Raw genomic sequence first — 16339 nt, forward strand, 5'->3', positions numbered from 1 at the left:
GCGAGGCGAAAATGCCGCACAGCCAAACGCTTTGCGTTGTTGCGGCAAGTCTTAAACTGTGGTTTGAAGCGCATGAGGATGGCAAGGATTCTGCGTGGTATTTTATGCAGGTCAGCGCTCGAGGGAGATGAAAACGTGATTAAGAAGGCCTGTGCAGGTCTGGCCGCGATGGTCTGTCTGCTTTTTGCTTCCGGCAGTTATGCCGACCAACCGATGCCGTGGCAGGCGACCCTACAGCCCGCTGCGACTCCAATCATGCGCGATATTCACTGGTTCGAGCAGTATACCCTCTGGTTTATTGTTCCCGTGACGCTGTTTGTCCTGGCTCTTATCATCATCGTCTGTCTTAAGTTCCGGGCCAGTGCGAACCCGGTTCCCTCCAAGACCAGCCACAACACGCTGATCGAAATCGCATGGACGGTCGGGCCGGTTCTGGTTCTGCTGTTTCTCGCTGTTCCCTCGTTCAACCTGCTGACCGCGCAGCTGACGCTGCCCGAAAACCCTGATGTCACCATCAAGGCAACCGCGACGCAGTGGCAGTGGAACTATGAATATGAAGGCTCCGGCGAAAATCCGCTGGCCTTCGACAGCTATCTCCTGAAGGATCAGGACCGCGCTGCCGCCGGCAAGGAAGACAAGGCCCGTTATCCGCGTCTTCTCGCCGTCGACAACGAACTGGTGCTGCCCGTCAACAAGACGGTGCGCGTTCTCGTCACCTCGGCGCCGACCGATGTCATTCACGCTTTCGCGATGCCGTCCTTCGGCGTCAAGATCGATGCCGTTCCCGGCCGCCTGAACGAAACGTGGTTCCGCGCCGAGCGCGAAGGCCTGTTCTACGGTCAGTGTTCCGAGCTCTGCGGCAAGGACCATGCGTTCATGCCGATCGCCATTCGCGTCGTTTCCGAGGACAAGTACAAGCAGTGGATGGCCTCTGCCGCCTCCGACCTGCCTGGTGCTTACAAGAACCTCATGGCTGAAACCGATGGTCCCGCAAAGACCGTCGATGTCGCCGATAACGTCGCTAACTAAGGGGAGAGGAACACATGGCTGGACCTTCCGCACACGATCATTCGCATGATCACGATCATGGCGCACATGCCCACGATAATGACGACCACCACGATCACTCGCACAAGCCGAGCTTCGTCAATCGCTGGCTGTTCTCGACCAATCACAAGGACATCGGCACGCTCTATTTGATCTTCGCGATCATCGCCGGCATCATCGGCGGCGCGCTGTCGGTTGCCATGCGCATGGAGCTGCAGGAGCCCGGCATCCAGATCTTCCACGGTCTGGCCACCATGGTCTATGGCTACGAGGGTGACGCCGCCATCGATGGCGCCAAGCAGATGTTCAACATGTTCACCACCGCCCACGCGCTGATCATGATCTTCTTCATGGTCATGCCGGCGATGATCGGTGGCTTCGCCAACTGGATGGTGCCGATCATGATCGGCGCGCCTGACATGGCATTCCCGCGCCTCAACAACATCTCGTTCTGGCTGATCGTTCCGGCCTTCCTGCTGTTGATCATGTCGATGTTCGTCGAAGGCCCTGCAGGCTCCTACGGCGCCGGTGGCGGCTGGACCATGTATCCGCCGCTGTCGACCGTCGGCACGCCCGGACCGGCCGTCGATCTGGCGATCTTCGCGCTCCACATTGCCGGTGCATCGTCGATATTGGGTGCGATCAACTTCATCACCACCATCCTCAACATGCGCGCACCCGGCATGACGCTGCACAAGATGCCGCTGTTTGCCTGGTCGGTGCTGATCACCGCCTTCCTGCTGCTCTTGTCGCTGCCGGTTCTGGCGGGCGCCATCACCATGCTTCTGACCGACCGCAACTTCGGCACGTCGTTCTTCTCGCCGGAAGGTGGCGGTGATCCGATCCTCTACCAGCACCTGTTCTGGTTCTTCGGTCACCCTGAAGTCTACATCCTGATCCTGCCCGGCTTCGGCATCGTCAGCCACATCATCTCGACCTTCTCCAGGAAGCCGATCTTCGGCTATCTCGGCATGGCCTACGCCATGGTCGCGATCGGCGCCGTCGGCTTCGTCGTCTGGGCTCACCACATGTACACGGTCGGCCTTTCGCTGGATGCGCAGCGCTACTTCGTGTTCGCCACCATGGTCATCGCCGTTCCGACGGGCGTGAAGATCTTCTCCTGGATCGCGACGATGTGGGGTGGCTCGATCACCTTCGCGACGCCGATGGTCTGGGCGATCGGCTTCATCTTCCTGTTCACCGTTGGCGGCGTCACCGGTGTCCAGCTGGCCAATGCCGGCCTCGACCGCTCACTGCATGACACCTATTACGTCGTGGCCCACTTCCACTACGTTCTGTCGCTCGGCGCCGTCTTCGCCATCTTCGCCGGCTGGTACTACTGGTTCCCGAAGATGACCGGCTACATGTACAACGAGTTCGTCGGCAAGCTGCACTTCTGGGTCATGTTCATCGGTGTCAACCTGGTGTTCTTCCCGCAGCACTTCCTCGGCCTCGCCGGTATGCCGCGCCGCTATATCGACTACCCCGATGCTTTCGCCGGCTGGAACTACGTGTCCTCGATCGGCTCCTACATCTCGGCGGTCGGTGTTCTGATCTTCCTCTTCGGCGTCTTCGAAGCCTTCGCCAAGAAGCGCGTCGCCGGAGACAATCCATGGGGTGAGGGTGCTACGACCCTCGAATGGCAGCTCTCGTCGCCTCCGCCCTATCACCAATGGGAACAGCTCCCGCGCATCAAGTAAGGATGCGAGATATCGCGACCGCCGCCGAATGAGCGTGGCGGTCGCTTTCCAGTTTGCAGGACAGAATAATGACAGCAATGAGCAATCACAAAGCTCTCACCACCGACGGCGAGTTTCGCCTGTCGGAAGCCAGCGCCCGCGATTATTTCGAGCTTCTGAAGCCGCGCGTCATGTCGCTGGTGGTGTTCACCGCATTTGCCGGCCTGGTGGTGGCCCCCGGCCATATCAACCCGGTCATCGGCATCATCGCCATCCTCTGCATCGCTGTCGGCGCCGGCGCCTCGGGTGCGCTCAACATGTGGTATGACGCCGATATCGACGCGATCATGACCCGCACCGCCAAGCGCCCGATCCCCGACGGCCGCATCGCCCCCAATGAAGCGCTGGCCTTCGGTCTGGTGCTATCCTGCTTTTCCGTGTCGATCCTCGGGCTCGCCGTCAACTGGCTCGCAGCCTCGATCCTCGCCTTCACCATCTTCTTCTACGCCGTCGTCTATACCATGTGGCTGAAGCGCTCGACGCCGCAGAACATCGTCATCGGCGGCGCTGCCGGTGCCTTCCCGCCGATGATCGGCTGGGCCTGCGTCACCGACAGCATCACCATCGAGAGCACCGTCCTGTTCCTGATCATCTTCCTCTGGACGCCAGCTCATTTCTGGGCGCTGGCACTGTTCAAGATGCGCGATTACCAGTCGGTCGGCGTGCCGATGCTGCCGAATGTCTCCGGCGAGCGCACCACCAAGAACCAGATCGTCGTCTATGCCGTGCTGACGGCTTTCAGCGCCGTTGCCCCGACCTATCTCGGCTTTGCCAGCACCGGATACGGCATCGTCGCCGCCCTGCTCAGCGCCATCTTCGTCTATTGGTCGGTCATTTGCTGGCGCATGCCGGATGGCGACGAAAAGATGGTTCCGGCCAAGAAGCTGTTCGCCTATTCGATCTTCTATCTCTTCGCCATCTTCTCGGCGCTGATGTTCGACCGCCTGGCCGCCTTCATGGTTGCCCACTGGGGAGCCTGGTTTTGATCGATACCGTCAAGCTCACCGACGCCCAGCGCAAGTCCCGCCGCAACCGCAACGTTGCGCTCGGGCTGGTTCTGGCTGGCCTGGTGGTGATCTTCTACGCCATCACCATCGTCAAGTTCACCTCGGGACACGCGTGATATGAGCGATATCAGGGACACACGGAGAAAGCCGCGCAACAATGGCGCCGTCGTCTTCATGTGCCTTGCCTTCGTCTTCGGCATGGGGGCGGCAAGCTATGCTGCCGTGCCGCTCTACCGCATCTTCTGTCAGGTCACCGGCTACAACGGCACGACGCAGCGCGTCGAGCAGGCGTCCACGGTCATCCTCGACCGCAAGATGCGCGTCACCTTCGATGCCAACGTCGCGCCCGGACTGGACTGGGAGTTCAAGCCGGTCGAGCGCGAGGTCAATCCGCGCATCGGCGAGACGATCCAGGTGAATTTCACCGCGGTCAACAAGTCCGACCAGCCGCAGCGCGGCCAGGCCGTGTTCAACGTGACACCGGGAGAGGCCGGCGTCTATTTCAACAAGGTCCAGTGCTTCTGCTTCAACGAAACCGTGCTGCAGCCGGGTCAGAAGCTGGAAATGCCTGTCGTCTTCTATATCGACGCGGATATCGTCAAGGCCGTGGAATCCAAGGATATCCACACGGTCACATTGTCCTACACCTTCTATCCCAAGGAGGGGCCGAAGCCGGTGGCGTCGCGCGAGGATGGAACGGGAAAGCTTGAAAAGAAACTTTGATACTGGGTTCGTTTGCGGCTAAGCCGGAACGAAGAGGAAGAGATCTGGGGGACGTCTACATGGCCGATGCGCATCAGAAACATCACGATTATCACATCATCGACCCGAGCCCGTGGCCGCTGCTGGCCTCGATCGGCGCCTTCCTCATGGCCTTCGGCGGCGTCGGCTTCATGCGCTATATCAATGGCGGCTCGCTGCACATCTTCGGCATCGAATGGGCTCATCCCTGGCTGTTTTTCATCGGTCTTGCGGTCGTTCTCTATGTGATGTTCGGCTGGTGGGCCGATACCGTCAAGGAAGCCAATGAGGGCGCCCACACACGCGTCGTGTCGCTGCACCTGCGCTACGGCATGATCATGTTCATCGCTTCCGAAGTGATGTTCTTCGTCGCCTGGTTCTGGGCCTATTTCGACGCCAGCCTCTATCCGCACGAAGCTATCCAGGCCTCGCGCGTCGCCTTCACCGGTGGCCAGTGGCCGCCGAAGGGCATCGAGGTGCTCGATCCCTGGCACCTGCCGATCTACAACACCGTCATCCTGCTTCTGTCAGGCACCACGGTCACCTGGGCCCACCACGCGCTGCTGCACAACGACCGCAAGGGCCTGATCCAGGGTCTGACGCTGACGGTTATCCTCGGCGTGCTGTTCTCCAGCGTCCAGGCCTACGAATACGCCCACGCGCCGTTCGCCTTCAAGAACTCGATCTACGGTGCCACCTTCTTCATGGCCACCGGCTTCCACGGCTTCCACGTGTTGATCGGCACCATTTTCCTGCTGGTCTGCCTGATCCGTGCGATGCGCGGCGACTTCACCCCCAAGCAGCACTTCGGCTTCGAAGCCGCCGCCTGGTACTGGCACTTCGTCGACGTCGTCTGGCTCTTCCTGTTCTTCAGCATCTACGTCTGGGGCGGCTGGGGCGCACCGCTCGCGGCGGGGTGATCGGGGTCTACGAATGAGAAAAGGGGCGCTTCGGCGCCCCTGATTGTTTGTGGAAAGGACCGCGAGCTTTGCTCCAAACCACCCCCCGTTACACCGCCATCCGCCGGATCGTCGCCAGCACTTCCATCTCCCGGTAGGGCTTCGAGAAGAACACGCTGTCGGCGGGGAGGTGGCTGGCGGGTGGGTTGAGGTGGCCGGAGGTGATGATGATCTGGATCGGCGGCCAGCGGTCACGGATCAGTGCCGCCAGCGTCATACCGTCCATGCCCCTGGGCATGTCGATATCGGTGAAGACGATGCGGATGTCCGGTCGGCTTTCGAGTATCTCCACCGCCTGTGTGGCATCCGCAGCCTCGACCACGGTGAAACCAGCGGTCTCGATCATATCGACCGCTGCCATTCTGAGGAGCGGTTCATCCTCGACGACAAGGACGACCTGTTTTGCGGATTTCATCTCGTACTCCCCGTCGCCCTAGGAATGCTGCACCTGGGCGAGCGGTGCGTTGAACTGGCCTTCGAAGCCTGATGGAAGGTAACGAAGCGCAACGCCACCCGTTCCAACCAGGCCCATGTTAATCAACTTCGAGCCGAAGCCCTTGCTTTCGGGCTCGCGCGCCGGTGGTCCGCCGCGCTCGTGCCAATACATGATCAGTTCGGCGTCCTCGCCATGACCGGCGATGTCCCAGGTGACAGTGATGCGGCCGGTCTCGACGGAAAGCGCGCCGTATTTCAGCGCATTGGTCGCCAGTTCATGCAGCAGCAGCGACACGGAAAGCGCTGCCCGCGCTCCGAGCTGGATTGCCGGACCCGACACCTCGAACCGTTCAGGGTCGGACAAGGCCGACAACACGGTTTCGACGACATCGTCGAAATCGGCTGCTGTCCAGCTGCCCCTGAGCAGGACGTCATGGGCTGCCGATAGCGCATGCAGGCGCTGGGTGAACGCATCGACCGGCCCGCGATCCTCCACGGAACGAAGCGTCTGCGTGGCGATCGCCTGCACCATGGCGAAGGTGTTCTTCATCCGGTGGCTGAGCTCCTGATTGAGCACCTCCTGGGCATCTTCGGCGCGCTTCTGCATCGCCTCCGTTGCCTTGCGATCCGTCTTGTCGTTGAAGAGGATTGCCACCCGGTTCGCCAGCGGATCACCGACCCGGAAGGCGTGGACGTCGAACCAGCGCTCGCCGAGCTCGTTGGCATAGTGCTCGAAGCGGATCGGCTCTCCTGTGCGCGCCACATTGCCGTAGATGGAAAACCAGTGATCTTCGTGATCGGGCGCCAGCTCGCGCATCCATTTTCCATGCGCATCGACAAGCCCGGTCTGGCTGGCGAAGGCCGGATTGATTTCGGCAAAGCGGTAATCGACGGCCCGGTCGCCCTCGAATTTCATCTCGACGATGCAGAACCCGTCCTCGATCGCCTCGAACAGGACCCGATACTGCTGCTCGCTCTGGTCCCTGCGCAACTGATAGGCGCGCTGAGAGGCAAGCGCCGCGTCCCGGTCGGCCAGCGCGCGTCGCAACTCGAGCTGGCTCATCACCTGCCGGGACAGGTTCCTGAGACCGCTTGCCTGCACCTCCGTCAACCCTTCCGGGCGCGGAACACTATCGATCACGCAGAGGCTGCCGATCACCGCGCCATCAGGAGTGCGCAGCGGCGCTCCGGCATAGAAGCGGATATGCGGTTCGCCTGTCACCAGCGGGTTTTCCCTTGTCCTGTCGTCCTTCGTCAGATCGGTAATGACCAGCAGATCCGGCTCGACCAGCGCATGGGCGCAGACGGACCGGTCGAGATCCGTTTCGCAGGGCTCGAAGCCGATCCTTGCCTTGAACCACTGCCTGCCGTTCGCCACCAGGCTGACCAGCGCCACCGGCGTCGCGCAGATCTGCGTTGCCAGCAACACGACGTCATCGAAGCCAGGCTCCGCTGGCGTGTCGAGGATGTTGTAGAGGTCGAGGGCTGAAAGTCGCTGTTGGCTGAACGCAAGATCCGGAGGCTGCACGTAACGCTCTTTGCTCGTCAAATCGTAGATGCGGCGAATGTTCGCATTTCCCTGCGAACATTCCTACCAAGTAGGGCGAGCAACCGATAAATCCACATGCCTGCCAGGACTGTATTTCCAGGCCTTTACGAGACACCGGCACGCGGCCTCAGCGCGCCTCGGCGATGCGCTCGAAGGCGGACGGCTGGGGAATACCGAGATCGAGCCGCTGGCGGATCGCTTCTGCGCATTCCAGCGGGGTCAGCAGCGAGGTGTCGAGCTGCAGATCGTAGATTCCCGGCTGGTGCACATGCTCCTGCCAGCGCTGCACGGCATCAGGGATCGGGTCTTCGGCGCTGCCGCGCTCGTAAAGTCCCTCGCGGCCCGGCATGCGGATCTCCCGGCGCTGCATCACGAGATCAAGCGGGCAGTGCACGCCGACGAACAGCACCGGAAAGCCCTCGAGCCGTCGCGCGCAGTCGGCGAGGATGCCCAGCGGCTGCGAGTAGAAATCGTGATGGCCGAAATCGGCGACGACATTGAGCCCGAGCCCGACATGGACGGCGATCGACTCGTAGAGTGCCGCATAGAGAAACGGCACGATGTTTTCGAGATCGGGGCGTTCTCCGCCCGGCCGAAGCCCGATGCCCGGCAGATAGCGCTCCGGTGTCATGGCATTATAGGCATCGACGCCGAGGTTCATCCACGGACCGTCGAACTGGTCCTGAATAGCCTTTGCGATCGATGATTTCCCGCTTCGCGGTGCGCCGTTCAGAATGACGATCTGCGCGGCCAGGGTTTCCTCGGTCATTTCATGTCTTCTTTTTGTTTTGGCGCGAATCGGTGAGGCGATATCGCGCAGGTGTTTCCTTTCGTACTGCGGATAGATTATGGGTGACTTAAGGCAGGCTTCCCGTAAGCCACAGCCTGTGGAGGAGGATAGCATGAACGAGGACAGCGCGCATTTCCCACCTGTCGATCCCGTCAGGACAGGCATTCGAGGCTGTTGCCCGCGCTGCGGCCAGGGCAAGCTTTTCAATGGCTTGCTGGGGCTGAAGCCGCACTGCGCCGCCTGCGGCCTGGATTACGCCTTTGCCGATGCAGGCGACGGTCCCGCTGTCTTCGTCATCCTCATCGTCGGCTTTATCGTCATCGGCTCGGTGCTGTGGCTTGAGGTGAATTATGCACCGCCGATCTGGCTGCACATCCTGCTGTTCGCGCCGCTGACGATCATTCTTTCGCTCGTGGCGCTGCGCTGGTGCAAGGGCATCCTCATCGCCATGCAGTATCGCCACAATGCCAGCGAAGGACGCCTGTCCCGTGATTGATGCCGAAACCCACGCCCAAGCCCAAGGTCACGCCCAACCTCAAACGCCCCGCCGCAAGCTGCCGATCCTGACCGCCATCGCCGTGCTGATCGCGCTCGCCATTCTGATCACGCTCGGCACCTGGCAGGTCGAGCGGCTGCACTGGAAGGAAGGGCTGCTCGCCGACATCGCCGAGCGCCTGGCCAAGCCCCCGGTGCCGCTCGCCGATATCGAGGCGATGGCCGCCAGCGGCACCGATATCGAATACCGGCGGGTGACGGCGTCAGGCGTCTACGACAACAGCCGCGAGCGCCACTTCTTCGCCACCTGGCGTGGCCGGACCGGCTATTACATCTACACCCCGCTGCAGCTGGCAGACGGCCGCGACCTGTTCGTCAACCGCGGCTTTGTTCCTTTCGACAACAAGGAACCGGAAATGCGCATGCAGGGACAGCTGACCGATCAGCAGACCGTCACCGGCCTTGCCCGCGCCAAACTTCCCGGCAAGCCGTCCTGGGTGGTGCCCGACAACGACATCGCCAAGAACATCTTCTACTGGAAGGATCTCGACGTCATGGCGTCGAGCACCGGTCTGGAAAAGGCCTCCGTCGTGCCCTTCTTCGTCGATGCCGACGACACGCCCAATCCCAAGGGCATGCCGATCGGCGGCGTCACCGAAATCGACCTGCCGAACAACCACCTGCAATATGCCTTCACCTGGTACGGATTGGCCGCCACGCTTGTCGTGATCGTGCTGGTCGCGGCGCTGCGCAAGCGCGGCAACCCACCTGCGCAATAGTATCGCTTCAATTCTTGCCCATATTGGGCTAGAGACGCCTATCTGCACAAACCGGAACAGACATGAATATTGCCGTTTCAAAACCACCACTGACGATCCGCCTCTGCGGGCCGCGCGGCTTTTGCGCCGGCGTTGACCGCGCCATCCAGATCGTCGTCCTGGCGCTGAAATCCTATGGCGCGCCCGTCTATGTCAGGCACGAAATCGTCCATAACCGCTATGTCGTCGAAGGTCTGGAAGCCAAGGGCGCCGTCTTCGTCGAGGAGTTGAACGAGATCCCGGAAGAGCACCGCGCCCAGCCGGTGGTGTTTTCCGCCCACGGCGTGCCGAAATCGGTTCCCGAGGATGCGACCAACCGCAACCTGTTCTATCTCGACGCCACATGTCCGCTGGTCTCCAAGGTCCACAAGCAGGCGATGCGCCACAACAAGCTCGGCCGCCATGTCGTGCTGATCGGCCATGCCGGCCATCCCGAGGTGATCGGCACCATGGGCCAGCTGCCCGAGGGCACCGTCTCGCTGGTCGAGACCATCGCCGACGTCGATGTCTACCAGCCTGAAGATCCCGACAATCTCGGCTACGTCACGCAGACGACACTGTCGGTCGACGACACCGCCGGCGTCATCGCCCGCCTGCACGAGCGCTTCCCCAACCTGACGGCACCGGCCGCCGATTCGATCTGCTACGCCACCACCAACCGCCAGGAAGTCGTCAAGCAGGCGGCGCCCGGCTGCGATCTGTTCATCATCGTCGGCGCCCCCAATTCATCCAACTCCAAGCGCCTCGTCGAAGTGGCGCTCAGGGCAGGGGCGAAGAAGTCGATCCTAGTGCAGCGCGCCTCCGAGCTCGATTGGGACGATATCGGCGTGATCGGAACGCTCGGCCTGTCCGCCGGCGCCTCGGCCCCCGAAGTCATCGTCAACGAGATCATCGAAGCCTTCCGCACCCGTTTCGAGGCGAGTGTCGAGCTGGCCGAGACGGTTCAGGAAAACGAGCATTTCCTCGTCAACCGCGAACTGCGCAGCATCGAGCTGACCGCCGCCGACATGGCGTTCGTGAACGGGTAGTGAGCGGGTGAGGGTGGGTCTATCCCCCTCTGTCCTGCCAGATCGGCTGGGGCAACCGCTCGCTGTCACATCAATTGTTTGGGGAAACCCTCACCGCGGATCGATCTCCCCCCTTGTGGGGGAGATGCCTGGCAAGGCAGAGGGGGATACCCCAAACACGACCGACGCTTTCCGTCCATCGAACCCACAGTGAGAACCCGCCTTGGCAGTCTACACCGATATCTCCGAAGACGATTTGAAGTGGTTCCTGACGGAATATGATGCCGGCACGCTGACTTCCTACAAGGGCATCGCCGAAGGCGTCGAAAACACCAACTTCCTGCTGCACACCTCAAGAGAGCCGCTGATCCTGACGCTCTACGAGAAGCGCGTCGAGAAGAACGATCTGCCGTTCTTCCTCGGCCTGATGCAGCATCTCTCCGCCCGCGGCCTGTCCTGCCCGCTGCCGCTGCCGCGCAACGATGGCGCGCTGCTCGGCACGCTCTCGGATCGGCCGGCAGCACTGATCTCCTTCCTCGAAGGCATGTGGCTGCGCAAGCCGGAAGCCAGGCATTGCCGCGAAGTCGGCAAGGCGCTGGCGCAGATGCACGTCGCCGGCGAAGGCTTTGCACTCACCCGCCCGAATGCGCTGTCGATCGACGGCTGGCAGGAGCTCTGGGACAAGTCCGAAGCCCGCGCCGACGAGGTCGAGACCGGCCTGCAGAGCGAAGTCCGCACCGAACTCGCTTTCCTCGCCGCCCACTGGCCGAAGGACCTGCCATCCGGCGTCATCCACGCCGACCTCTTCCCCGACAACGTCTTCTTCCTCGGCGACGATCTCTCCGGCCTGATCGACTTCTACTTCGCCTGCAACGACCTGCTCGCCTATGACGTCTCGATCATCCTCAATGCCTGGTGCTTCGAGAAGGATGGCGCCTACAACATCACCAAGGGCATGGCGATGCTCGAAGGCTACCGCAGCGTCCGCCCGCTCAGCGATGCGGAACTCTCAGCACTCCCGATCCTCGCCCGCGGCTCGGCGCTGCGCTTCTTCCTGACCCGGCTCTACGACTGGCTGACCACGCCGGAAGGCGCCATGGTCACCAAGAAGGATCCGCTCGAATATCTGCGCAAGCTGCGCTTCCACCGCCAGATCAACTCTGCCGCCGAATACGGACTGACCCTATGAAACACGTCGATATCTACACCGATGGCGCCTGCTCCGGAAATCCCGGCCCCGGCGGCTGGGGCGCTGTGCTACGCTATGGCGACACCGAGAAGGACCTCTGCGGCGGCGAGGCCGACACCACGAACAACCGCATGGAACTGCTGGCGGCGATCTCCGCCCTGACGGCGCTCACCAGCCCCTGCGAAGTCGATCTCCACACCGACAGCAAATACGTCATGGACGGCATCTCCAAGTGGATCTTCGGCTGGAAGAAGAACGGCTGGAAGACCGCCGACAAGAAGCCGGTGAAGAACGGCGAACTGTGGCAGGCGCTCGACGTCGCCAACCAGCGCCACAAGGTCACCTGGCACTGGGTCAAGGGCCACGCCGGCCACCCGGAAAACGAACGCGCCGACGAACTCGCCCGCAAGGGCATGGAGCCGTTCAAGAAGCGGTAGCCGGTGGTAAATCGGACATAGTCGTGGAGCACGGTGTGCCGCACGACCCTTGGAAACCAGAGAACGCCTCATGATCTCCGTTGATTTCGATTGTCAGAGTTGCGGCGCCTGCTGCGCCTATAACGCCAGCTGGCCGCGGTTCTCGACCGAGACCGACGAGGAGCTGGACGAACTGCCCCGGCATCTGGTGGCCGAAGACGAGCAGGGCATGCGCTGCTACGGCGATCGCTGCGCCGCGCTGTCGGGCAGCGTCGGCGTCAGCACCGCGTGCACGGTCTACGATATCAGGCCGGATATCTGTCGCGCCTGCATGCCCGGCGACGGCGCCTGCCTGGAAGCCCGCGCGGCATACGGTTTCAGCCTGTAGGCCGTGCCGGCTCACGCGCTGCAATATCGCGTAGAAGCAAACAGATGGCGCCGGCCTCTGAATCAATCTCGAACCCTGCTGTCAATCCAATGTCACCCAAACAAAAACGCGACGGATGCCACGTGCACCCGCCGCGCTTCGCTTGGGATCACTCGAACTCAGGCAGCCTTCGCCACATCCCCATGCGGGTCGAGCACGAACTTGGTCGCCGCGCCATGATCGAAGCTCTCATAGCCCTGCACGGCCTCTTCGAGCGGGATCACCTTGGCGTTGACGATATCGGCGATCGGCAGCCGGTCGTGCAGGATCGCCTGCATCAGCTGCCTGTTATACTTCAGCACCGGCGTCTGGCCGGTGTGGAACGACTGCGCCTTGGCCCAGCCGAGCCCGAAGCGCAGCGACAGGTTGCCGCTCTTGGCGGCATTGTCGACGGCGCCCGGATCTTCGGTGACGTAGAGGCCGGGGATGCCGATCGAGCCGGCGGCGCGGGTGATGTCCATCATCTGGTTCAGCACGATCGCCGGCTGTTCGCCGCCGCCATGCCCGCGTGCCTCGAAGCCAACGGCGTCGATGGCGCTGTCCACCTCGTTGCTGCCGGTCACCTGGGCGATCATGTCGCCCAACCGGTCGCTTTGCGACAGATCGATCGGCTCGAAGCCGACGCGGGCCGCATGCGCCAGACGATCCTTGTTGAAGTCGCCGATCATCACCACCGCGGCACCGAGGATGCGGGCGGAGGCAGCCGCTGCAAGTCCGACCGGACCGGCACCGGCGACATAGACGGTCGAGCCGACCCCGACGCCGGCGCGCACGGCGCCATGGAAGCCGGTCGGCAGGATGTCGGAGAGCATGGTGAGGTCGCGGATCTTTTCCATCGCCCGGTCACGGTCCGGGAATTTCAGAAGATTGAAGTCGGCATAGGGAATGGTGACGTAGCGGGCCTGCCCGCCGATCCAGCCGCCCATGTCGACATAGCCGTAGGCGCCGCCGGCGCGCGACGGGTTGACGGTGAGGCACACACCGGTGTCCTGCGCCTTGCAGCAGCGGCAGCGCCCGCAGGCAACGTTGAACGGCACCGAGACGATATCGCCGACCTCGAGCATCTCGACATCGATGCCCTTCTCGATGATCTGGCCGGTGATTTCGTGGCCGAGAACAAGACCCGGCATCGCCGAGGTGCGGCCGCGCACCATATGCTGGTCCGATCCGCAGATATTGGTCGAGATCACCTTCAGGATCACCCCATGCTCGATCCGGCGCCCGTCCGGGGCCTCGAGCTTCGGATCATCGATGTCATGGATTTCAACCTTGCCGGGTCGCATATAGACGACGCCACGGTTCTTGCTCATTTTCATCTCCTCCGTTGAAAATGCTGCCGGCTGCGCGGGCTCCTCTCCGCACGCAGTCGTTGATGCAAGCTTAGACCAGAAAGCCGCCACTGTCGTTCCGTTTGCGACGGTTTCATCATCCGAAATGGCCGCGGCCTGCCCGCTTTTTCTCCTCCAGGGTCCCCGCCCCACGGCGTCTTCGATGTGCCATCTGATGCTACATTTCGCCGCAACGAGCACCCGATAAAGGTTTCGTAAATGGGCTTTCGTCAAAAGGGCCCATCGGATGGGGAGGACCGAAGAAGCAGATATTGAACAATGAGCAGGGTTTAAGACAATGAATTTGAAGATCAGGACAATGATACCGGCGCTATTTGGATGCGTCGTCGTTCTGGGCGTTATCCAGGGTGCGTTGGCCCTCAACTCGATTTCCAATCTCGACGTCGAGTCGCAGGCCATGGCCCGGAAGATGACCGGCAACGGCTTCCTGGCCGCGCTTGATAACAGCTTCGGCGACCAGCGCCGCGATATCACCGCCATGCTTTCCGCCGCCGGTCCGCAGGAAATCGCAAAGTTGCAGACATCGCTGGAAAACATACGCGCTGTTCGCGACGAAGCGCTGACCTCCTTCGAAACTCGCGTCACGCTCCCGGCCACCGGTGCCAAGGTCGATAAGTTGAAGCGGGGCTTCAGGGCCTATGACGATTTCGGCGCTACCATCGCAAAGATGGCGCTCGCCGGCGATCAGGCCAGCCTGAAGCCCTTCATGGTTGCCAACATGGACCCGATCAGCGCCGAGGCCAGCAGCATCATCGTTGGTATGGTCAACAACAACAACGATCTGGCGACCAGGTCGATCGCGATTTCGGCGGATGTCATCAGCTTTGCGAGAGCGTCAACGATCATCGCCGTTGCCATTGCTGCCGTCCTTGCCATCATCGCTGCTTTCATCTCCTTCGTCCGTGTTGCCCGCCCGATCAGCGACATCACCACATCGATGAACAAGCTCGCCGCAGGCGACAACACCCATGAAATTCCCCACGGCGCACGCCGCGACGAGATCGGCGAGATGGCCGCGGCGGTCGCGATCTTCCGCAGCAACGCCTTGGAGCGCGAACGGCTGGAGCGTGAGACCGAAGCCAATCGCAGCCTGAGCGAGAGCGAACGCATCGCCCATGAAGAGCAGAAGGCCCGCGAAGCGGAAGACGTCCGCTTCGCTGTCGATGGCCTCGGCCTCGGCTTGCAGCGTCTGTCCGATGGCGACATGACCTATCGTCTCGAAACCGCCTTTGCCGGCCAGCTCGACGGGCTGCGCCTGAGCTACAACGAATCGATCGATCGCTTGCAGGACACGCTGCGCTCGGTCGGCGAGAATGCCAGGATGATCGATGCCGGCGCCAGCGAGATCAAATCCTCGGCTGACGATCTTTCCAAGCGCACCGAACAACAGGCAGCCTCGGTGGAAGAGACGGCCGCGGCATTGGAGCAGGTCACCACGGCAGTCAAGGATTCGGCGACACGCGCCGGTGAAGCCGGAAATCTGGTGAAGCGCACGCAAGCCGGCGCCGAGCGGTCCGGCGAGATCGTTCGCGACGCGGTGGCCGCAATGCAGGAGATCGAGCAGTCGTCGAGCCAGATCTCGAACATCATCGGTGTGATCGACGACATCGCCTTCCAGACCAATCTCCTGGCGCTGAATGCCGGCGTCGAGGCAGCCCGTGCGGGCGAAGCGGGCAAGGGTTTTGCCGTCGTTGCCCAGGAGGTGCGTGAACTGGCGCAGCGCTCGGCAAACGCGGCCAAGGAAATCAAGCAGCTGATCACCAAATCGGGCGACCAGGTGCGCGGCGGCGTCGATCTCGTCGGTCGCACCGGCAAGGCGCTCGAGGATATCGTCGCCGAGGTCCAGGAGATCAACCGCAACGTCGAATCGATCGTTCTCTCCTCCAGGGAGCAATCCACCGGCCTTTCGGAGATCAACACGGCCGTCAACACGATGGACCAGGGCACCCAGCAGAACGCGGCGATGGTCGAGCAGACCACGGCTGCCAGCTACGCTCTTGCCACGCAGGCGGCAACGCTGATCGATCTGCTTGCCCAGTTCAAGCTTGATCATCGCGCCGCTGCGGTCGCAACGGCAACCTCCGCAGCCCGCCCGGTTCGCTCGCCGGCGCGCGCGCTGGGGCAAAGGGTCGCCTCGTCCTTTGGCGGTCGCTCCGCCGCCTGATCAGGCTTCCCGCGACGAGACTGTTGACAAGGCGCAGCCGGACATATGCTTCGGCTGCGCCTTTTTTTGTCTGTCATGATGGTGGATAGGCGACGGCGCCGAGACGCCCGAAGTGCTGCGCGAGGCCGCGGCGCGACATCAACCCGGCTTGACGGATGACAGCCGGATCTTTGCATCTTGCCCGCCGCTGCTTTCCCGCTATTGTGC

17 protein-coding genes are annotated in these 16339 nt (G+C 62.1%); 13 read left to right on the plus strand and 4 right to left on the minus strand.

Annotated elements, in window-relative coordinates; genetic code table 11:
- Positions 1-135 precede the first annotated feature (135 nt).
- The 6 genes from coxB (at position 136) to GVL52_RS06555 (ending at position 5454) form a co-directional block, all read left to right on the plus strand.
- Positions 136-1029, plus strand: a complete 894-nt coding sequence (coxB, locus tag GVL52_RS06530; protein WP_160005057.1) for a cytochrome c oxidase subunit II — start codon at positions 136-138, stop codon at positions 1027-1029.
- Between the two features lie 14 nt (positions 1030-1043).
- On the plus strand, positions 1044-2747 hold the full coding sequence (gene ctaD / locus GVL52_RS06535) for a cytochrome c oxidase subunit I (protein ID WP_160005059.1): 1704 nt from the start codon (positions 1044-1046) through the stop codon (positions 2745-2747).
- 68 nt (positions 2748-2815) lie between these two features.
- Positions 2816-3772, plus strand: coding sequence for a heme o synthase (cyoE, locus tag GVL52_RS06540; RefSeq protein WP_160005061.1), 957 nt, complete (start codon positions 2816-2818; stop codon positions 3770-3772).
- The gene (locus tag GVL52_RS06545) at positions 3769-3909 is read left to right on the plus strand and encodes a hypothetical protein (RefSeq protein WP_160005063.1); all 141 of its coding nucleotides are present in this window, start codon (positions 3769-3771) and stop codon (positions 3907-3909) included. Before cyoE ends, GVL52_RS06545 begins: the two co-directional genes overlap by 4 nt.
- Position 3910: 1 nt before the next feature.
- Entirely contained in the window at positions 3911-4516 is a 606-nt protein-coding gene (locus tag GVL52_RS06550) for a cytochrome c oxidase assembly protein (protein WP_160005065.1), read from the plus strand.
- Between the two features lie 59 nt (positions 4517-4575).
- On the plus strand, positions 4576-5454 hold the full coding sequence (locus tag GVL52_RS06555; protein WP_160005067.1) for a cytochrome c oxidase subunit 3: 879 nt from the start codon (positions 4576-4578) through the stop codon (positions 5452-5454).
- Positions 5455-5542: 88 nt separating this feature from the next.
- Here the strand turns inward: GVL52_RS06555 and GVL52_RS06560 are convergent, their stop codons facing one another.
- The 3 genes from GVL52_RS06560 to GVL52_RS06570 form a co-directional block, all read right to left on the minus strand.
- A complete protein-coding gene (locus GVL52_RS06560; protein ID WP_160005069.1) occupies positions 5543-5908 on the minus strand; it encodes a response regulator in 366 nt (121 codons plus the stop codon).
- Between the two features lie 18 nt (positions 5909-5926).
- Positions 5927-7456, minus strand: coding sequence for a sensor histidine kinase (locus GVL52_RS06565; RefSeq protein ID WP_160005071.1), 1530 nt, complete (start codon positions 7454-7456; stop codon positions 5927-5929).
- 148 nt (positions 7457-7604) lie between these two features.
- Positions 7605-8246 carry a chloramphenicol phosphotransferase CPT family protein gene (locus GVL52_RS06570; protein WP_160005073.1) on the minus strand — a complete coding sequence of 214 codons (642 nt, stop codon included), beginning with the start codon at positions 8244-8246 and terminating at the stop codon, positions 7605-7607.
- Between the two features lie 133 nt (positions 8247-8379).
- Between GVL52_RS06570 and GVL52_RS06575 the strand changes: the two genes are divergently transcribed.
- From GVL52_RS06575 to GVL52_RS06600, 6 genes are all read left to right on the plus strand, one after another.
- Positions 8380-8763: a DUF983 domain-containing protein gene (locus GVL52_RS06575; RefSeq protein ID WP_160005075.1), complete on the plus strand. Its 384-nt coding sequence runs from the start codon at positions 8380-8382 to the stop codon at positions 8761-8763.
- Positions 8732-9541 (plus strand): SURF1 family protein, encoded by an 810-nt coding sequence (locus GVL52_RS06580; RefSeq protein WP_160005077.1) that lies wholly within the window; start codon positions 8732-8734, stop codon positions 9539-9541. The genes GVL52_RS06575 and GVL52_RS06580 overlap by 32 nt, the downstream gene beginning before the upstream one ends.
- Positions 9542-9603: 62 nt before the next feature.
- Positions 9604-10608 (plus strand): 4-hydroxy-3-methylbut-2-enyl diphosphate reductase, encoded by a 1005-nt coding sequence (gene ispH, locus GVL52_RS06585; protein WP_160005079.1) that lies wholly within the window; start codon positions 9604-9606, stop codon positions 10606-10608.
- 202 nt (positions 10609-10810) lie between these two features.
- A complete protein-coding gene (locus tag GVL52_RS06590; RefSeq protein ID WP_160005081.1) occupies positions 10811-11776 on the plus strand; it encodes a homoserine kinase in 966 nt (321 codons plus the stop codon).
- A complete protein-coding gene (gene rnhA, locus GVL52_RS06595; RefSeq protein WP_160005083.1) occupies positions 11773-12213 on the plus strand; it encodes a ribonuclease HI in 441 nt (146 codons plus the stop codon). The genes GVL52_RS06590 and rnhA overlap by 4 nt, the downstream gene beginning before the upstream one ends.
- Before the next feature lie 70 nt (positions 12214-12283).
- On the plus strand, positions 12284-12580 hold the full coding sequence (locus GVL52_RS06600; protein ID WP_160005085.1) for a YkgJ family cysteine cluster protein: 297 nt from the start codon (positions 12284-12286) through the stop codon (positions 12578-12580).
- Positions 12581-12738: 158 nt separating this feature from the next.
- Here the strand turns inward: GVL52_RS06600 and fdhA are convergent, their stop codons facing one another.
- Positions 12739-13929 carry a formaldehyde dehydrogenase, glutathione-independent gene (fdhA, locus tag GVL52_RS06605; RefSeq protein WP_160005087.1) on the minus strand — a complete coding sequence of 397 codons (1191 nt, stop codon included), beginning with the start codon at positions 13927-13929 and terminating at the stop codon, positions 12739-12741.
- A 316-nt stretch (positions 13930-14245) separates the two neighbouring features.
- Here fdhA and GVL52_RS06610 point away from each other — a divergent pair, with 316 nt between their 5' ends.
- Complete coding sequence (locus GVL52_RS06610; protein ID WP_160005089.1) at positions 14246-16132, plus strand: methyl-accepting chemotaxis protein; 1887 nt, start codon at positions 14246-14248, stop codon at positions 16130-16132.
- The last annotated feature ends 207 nt before the right edge of the window (positions 16133-16339 follow it).

This window comes from Rhizobium sp. 18055 (assembly GCF_902706285.1).
In the GTDB taxonomy this organism is placed as follows: domain Bacteria; phylum Pseudomonadota; class Alphaproteobacteria; order Rhizobiales; family Rhizobiaceae; genus Rhizobium.

Coding starts and splice junctions, on each gene's coding strand:
- ctaD (WP_160005059.1), top strand. CDS start 1,044: ATGGCTGGACCTTCCGCACACGATCATTCGCATGATCACGATCATGGC.
- cyoE (WP_160005061.1), top strand. CDS start 2,816: ATGACAGCAATGAGCAATCACAAAGCTCTCACCACCGACGGCGAGTTT.
- GVL52_RS06550 (WP_160005065.1), top strand. CDS start 3,911: ATGAGCGATATCAGGGACACACGGAGAAAGCCGCGCAACAATGGCGCC.
- GVL52_RS06555 (WP_160005067.1), top strand. CDS start 4,576: ATGGCCGATGCGCATCAGAAACATCACGATTATCACATCATCGACCCG.
- GVL52_RS06560 (WP_160005069.1), bottom strand. CDS start 5,908: ATGAAATCCGCAAAACAGGTCGTCCTTGTCGTCGAGGATGAACCGCTC.
- GVL52_RS06570 (WP_160005073.1), bottom strand. CDS start 8,246: ATGACCGAGGAAACCCTGGCCGCGCAGATCGTCATTCTGAACGGCGCA.
- GVL52_RS06575 (WP_160005075.1), top strand. CDS start 8,380: ATGAACGAGGACAGCGCGCATTTCCCACCTGTCGATCCCGTCAGGACA.
- GVL52_RS06580 (WP_160005077.1), top strand. CDS start 8,732: ATGCCAGCGAAGGACGCCTGTCCCGTGATTGATGCCGAAACCCACGCC.
- ispH (WP_160005079.1), top strand. CDS start 9,604: ATGAATATTGCCGTTTCAAAACCACCACTGACGATCCGCCTCTGCGGG.
- rnhA (WP_160005083.1), top strand. CDS start 11,773: ATGAAACACGTCGATATCTACACCGATGGCGCCTGCTCCGGAAATCCC.
- GVL52_RS06600 (WP_160005085.1), top strand. CDS start 12,284: ATGATCTCCGTTGATTTCGATTGTCAGAGTTGCGGCGCCTGCTGCGCC.
- fdhA (WP_160005087.1), bottom strand. CDS start 13,929: ATGAGCAAGAACCGTGGCGTCGTCTATATGCGACCCGGCAAGGTTGAA.
- GVL52_RS06610 (WP_160005089.1), top strand. CDS start 14,246: ATGAATTTGAAGATCAGGACAATGATACCGGCGCTATTTGGATGCGTC.